This is a genomic window from Ignavibacteriales bacterium, from assembly GCA_026390775.1.
Classification (GTDB): domain Bacteria; phylum Bacteroidota; class Ignavibacteria; order Ignavibacteriales; family Melioribacteraceae; genus Fen-1258.
In genome coordinates, this window is record JAPLFF010000008.1 from 1 (window position 1) to 4,326 (window position 4,326).

Consider the following 4,326-nt stretch of genomic DNA (forward strand, 5'->3'; position numbering starts at 1 on the left):
ATGTGGGCTTACCTCTTCCGGAATTATTGTGGTAATGGTTTGGTCAATGCAATCTCTGGCTACTTCCTCACCTTTTTCATTTTTAACATATACGCAGATAGTGTAATTACCATCAGGCGCATTCATATTCTTACCAAACGCTTCCTGAAGTTTTGTGTTGCGGTAGGTTAAATCTGCTAAATTGAAATCATTGAATGAAAAACTTTTTGATCCTGAGATCATGACCGATCTTAATTTACTCTCGACTTGAATTCCGGTAGTTTTTTCTTTTAGATCAACTGTAATAAGAAATGCATTGTAACCTAAGGCGCTAGAATTTGTTGCTACAATTCTCCAAAGGTTTGTAGTCTTAAGTTGATTTGGCGGAGGCGGAATTAATTTCACGGTAAGATGAGGGCTCTCTTCCGGAATTATTGTAGCTATAGTTTGATCAATGCAGCTGCTGCCAATTTCTATTCCGTCTTCTGCTTTTACATGAATACAAATTGTATAATCTCCCGATGGTGCGTTACCTGTATGGTTGAATGCTTCGCTCCAATTACCTGGCTTGAAATTCACATTCCCGGTTTTAACATCGTTATAAGTAATCATCTTTGTTCCAGGAGGTAAGCTTATTAGTCCTGATTTCCCATCGACAACTATTCCTTCTCCTTTAACTTCAAGTGTTCCGGACAATGTTATATGTAAAGTGGATTTGGTTGTATTTATGAGTATTGCTTTCCAGAGATCTGTAGCTCTCAGTTGATTTGGCGGGGGCTGTGATAGTGTAACCTGCACCTGATCCTGGGCAAAAGATAATCCGGCAAAGAAAAAGAAAGTTAAAAGTAAAAATATTTTTCGCATACTACATCCTTTTAATTCATTTGCAATTATATTTTATTCAGCATTAACCTTGTCCTGTCAACAATGTATAATGCCTGCTGTTTTTAATTCAATAAAAATTATTCTCATTTTATTATTTCACCATTCTTAATCTTAATTGAAGTTTTGTACTTCAGATTTTTGAGTGATGATCTTAACTTTTCTATTTTATCTGAAGGAACATTCGGATCGTTTTCCAGATCGGTGATTGCTTCTTCAATTGATTTGTATTCTTTAATATTAGAATCATCTGTATCTTTTTTTATAATTAAGAGAGGGACAGAAACAGAATTCTTTTTTGTGAAGAAACCTTTCAGTTTTTTTATAGTATTCAATTTTTTTACCAGAATTTTGATCGAATTTATATACGATAGTCAGCCGTTACAACAGCTAACAAGCAAGCGGTATGTATTGGTAAATTAACGGTATGTTTTAATAATTAAAAGGTAAGTGAAGAAAGAGTTGCGCCTATCAAAAATTATCACTAGCAAAACTACAGATATGTTTTTGTTTGTGCCTAGCCAAAACCTCATCGTATCTTTTTGTCTATACTTCTTCAGAACTCCAGTTCAGATTGAATTCCTCAATAAGTTGAATTCCCCTCCACTTGCAGGAGGGGTAACATTTGAAATGAATTATTTGAGTATAGAATCAAACAGCGCCTGATAAGAGTAGTGAAAAGTAATGGAGCCCTCCTTTTCCTGCACGTAAAGCAAAGCCATCACTTTTGTGTATCGTTCCCGCTTACCGGCTTTAATAGAATTCCTGACATCCTCATATTTTTTTTTGACTTCTTTGACAACTCCATTAATATCCGGAGATATCTTAGCCAACTCCTGTCTCTTAACCAACTCCTGTGCCCAGGCCAAGGCATGTTCTTCTGAATTTACAGCAATGCCGTCTTCCCAATATTCAGCGGCATATTTATCACCGCCGAGGTTTTGAACACGAATATCATACTCTTCTGCAATATCTTTCGGGTCCTTCTCTTGCAGCTCACTAAAATGCCGCATAAATTCCCCGATTTCGAAACGCGTCTGAGAGGTATAATCGTTAATTGATTTTACAAATAACGCTTCTAATTGAGTTTGTTTTTCTTTCGTCAATGTTTCCATTTTAGTCGCAATTAATTTATTCTCAGTTGATTCCGGGTCTGACCTTTGTTTCAGATCGGTTATCATTCGACCTTTAATTGTTATAAATATTGGATCATTTTTATTCAGGTAAACAGGTGCTACATTTTTCGTTTGAATATTATTAATTGCTGTGTCCATGGTTTTTTCTGTTTTTTGAGACTGAGGAAAACAATATCCGCTACCGAATAAAATACAGAGCAGTGCGATGAAGATCGCACAAATTTCTCGTCGAATCAAAGATACGAGCATTGTTGGAATACCATAATTAAGTTTTCTTATTTCGCCCTTCTTCACTTACTGTTATTTTTAACAAAATCAATTATCGGCTGACCGGGATCGTGAAAAGTAACCGAGCCATCCTTTTCTATTGTATAAAGCAAAGCCATCATTTTAGTGTATCGTTCCTGCTTACCGTCTTTAATAGATTTTCTAGTATTAGCATAATTTTTTTTGACTACTTCGACATTCCCAACATCTCCATCCGGGTGTTTTTTAGCATATTCACTATTAGCCAATTCATGTGCATAAGCCACGGCATTTGCTTCTGAATTTACAGCAAGACCATCTTCCCAAAACTCAGCAACATATTTATCATCGCCGAGGTATTGAACACGAATGTCATACTCTTCTGCAATTTTTTTCTGATCCTTCTTTCCCAATTCATCAAATACCAGAAGAAATGTCTCGGCATCAAATTGCGTCTGGGCCGTATACTCCTTTATTGATTTTTCAAATAATACAGGCAATTTATTTTGCTTCTCTGATGTCCATGTTTTTATTTGTGCTGCAATTAATTTATTCTCAGGTGACTCTGGGTCTGCTCTTTTTATTGACTGCTTCAGATCGGTTACTGCCCGATCTTTAATTGATATAAATTTAGGATCATTTTTATCTAGATAAACAGATGCTACATTTTTAGTCTTAATATTATTAATTGTTGTCTTCATGGTTTTTTCTGTTTTATGAGATTGAGAAAAACAATATCCGCTACCTAATAAAATTATAGTTATAAGAGATAATCCAATTTTATAAAATTTTATCATAGTCCTTTTTTGAATGTTTTACAATATGGTCTATGTGGCCACCGTTCATCTTTTCTCAGACAGAAACAGTTATAATTCCCAAAACTCAGAATCAATAGGATTTTTAAAGTTAGACTTAAATGCAATAAATTTTTAAATACTGGCTACTATCTGCATCGAATTAGGTTATGACTACGGACAAACATAAAAAAATTCATTTTACCGTCTTTGGTTTATCTGGTCACTAGGTGATTTAACTTTAACATAAGTCAGCCTTCCGCTTAGAGTTCCACCTTTCTTAGCTACTGTAATACTAATGATACCTGTTGCCTTGTTGATTATTACTTTTGCAGGTGCTTTGATATTTGCCCCTACAAGCATTAAGTCGATTTCACTGCCGCCCGGCTTTGAAGCGTAGTTTTTATCTTTGCTACGTATATTTCTTGTAATCTGATCATACGATAATTTAAGTTTATATTTGCCTACAGGTAGATCACAGGAAAATTTACCATCCACATCCGTTGTTGCACGGGCAATTATGATGCTACCAGGGTCACCTTCCAAACCAACATCAGTGCCTGAAATAGGTTCGCCAATTGTATTTTGTGCAAAAACTATATTTGCCGGGAATGCGCATACTGTAAATAAAATCAGCAAAAGAAGCATTACGAATATTTTGAATTTCGAATTCATATAATTAGTCTCCAATTAATATTTTTTATTTAAGTATTATTTCTTTTTTATTGATGTACCAATTGTATAAGTCAGAGTTCCGATTAAAGTTCCACCTTCCTTAGCTACCGTAATACTAATGATACCTGTTGCCTTGTTGATTATTACTTTTGCAGGCGCTTTGACATTTGCTGTTTGTCCTACAAGCATTAAGTCAATTTCATAACCGCCCGGGTTTGAAGCGTAGTTTTTATCTTTGCTACGTATATTTCTTGTAATCTGGTCATACGATAATTTAAGTTTATATTTGCCTACGGGTAGATCACAGGTAAATTTGCCATCCACATCTGTTGTTGCACGGGCAATTATGATGCTACCAGGGTCGCCTTCCAAACCGATAGGAACACCTTGAATAGGTTCGCCAATTGTATTTTGTGCAAAAACTATATTTGCCGGGAATGCGCATACTGTAAATAAGATCAGCAAAGGAAGCTTTACGAATATTTTTATTTTCGAATTCATATAATTAGTCTCCAATTAATATTTTTTATTTAAGAACTATTTCTTTTTTATTGATGTACCAATTGTATTCATTGTATAAGTAAGCGTTCCGATTAAAGTTCCACCTTTCTTAG

Annotated in this window: 6 protein-coding genes; all 6 read right to left on the reverse strand. The window is 34.9% G+C overall.

Annotated features, from left to right (window positions below):
• Positions 1 to 843: hypothetical protein (locus NTZ27_12555; GenBank protein MCX6175576.1), on the reverse strand; the 843-nt coding region annotated here is incomplete at its 3' end.
• A 104-nt stretch (positions 844 to 947) separates the two neighbouring features.
• Positions 948 to 1,196 carry a hypothetical protein gene (locus NTZ27_12560; GenBank protein MCX6175577.1) on the reverse strand — a complete coding sequence of 83 codons (249 nt, stop codon included), beginning with the start codon at positions 1,194 to 1,196 and terminating at the stop codon, positions 948 to 950.
• A gap of 300 nt (positions 1,197 to 1,496) precedes the next feature.
• Complete coding sequence (locus NTZ27_12565) at positions 1,497 to 2,291, reverse strand: hypothetical protein (protein MCX6175578.1); 795 nt, start codon at positions 2,289 to 2,291, stop codon at positions 1,497 to 1,499.
• Positions 2,288 to 2,944 carry a hypothetical protein gene (locus tag NTZ27_12570; GenBank protein ID MCX6175579.1) on the reverse strand — a complete coding sequence of 219 codons (657 nt, stop codon included), beginning with the start codon at positions 2,942 to 2,944 and terminating at the stop codon, positions 2,288 to 2,290. Before NTZ27_12570 ends, NTZ27_12565 begins: the two co-directional genes overlap by 4 nt.
• Positions 2,945 to 3,238: 294 nt before the next feature.
• Positions 3,239 to 3,712, reverse strand: a complete 474-nt coding sequence (locus NTZ27_12575) for a hypothetical protein (GenBank protein ID MCX6175580.1) — start codon at positions 3,710 to 3,712, stop codon at positions 3,239 to 3,241.
• A 36-nt stretch (positions 3,713 to 3,748) separates the two neighbouring features.
• Entirely contained in the window at positions 3,749 to 4,213 is a 465-nt protein-coding gene (locus NTZ27_12580; GenBank protein ID MCX6175581.1) for a hypothetical protein, read from the reverse strand.
• Positions 4,214 to 4,326 lie beyond the last annotated feature (113 nt).

What these genes read in the sequence shown, in the direction of transcription:
- NTZ27_12575 (MCX6175580.1), bottom strand. Translation starts at nt 3,712, where the DNA reads ATGAATTCGAAATTCAAAATATTCGTAATGCTTCTTTTGCTGATTTTA.
- NTZ27_12580 (MCX6175581.1), bottom strand. Translation starts at nt 4,213, where the DNA reads ATGAATTCGAAAATAAAAATATTCGTAAAGCTTCCTTTGCTGATCTTA.
- NTZ27_12570 (MCX6175579.1), bottom strand. Translation starts at nt 2,944, where the DNA reads ATGAAGACAACAATTAATAATATTAAGACTAAAAATGTAGCATCTGTT.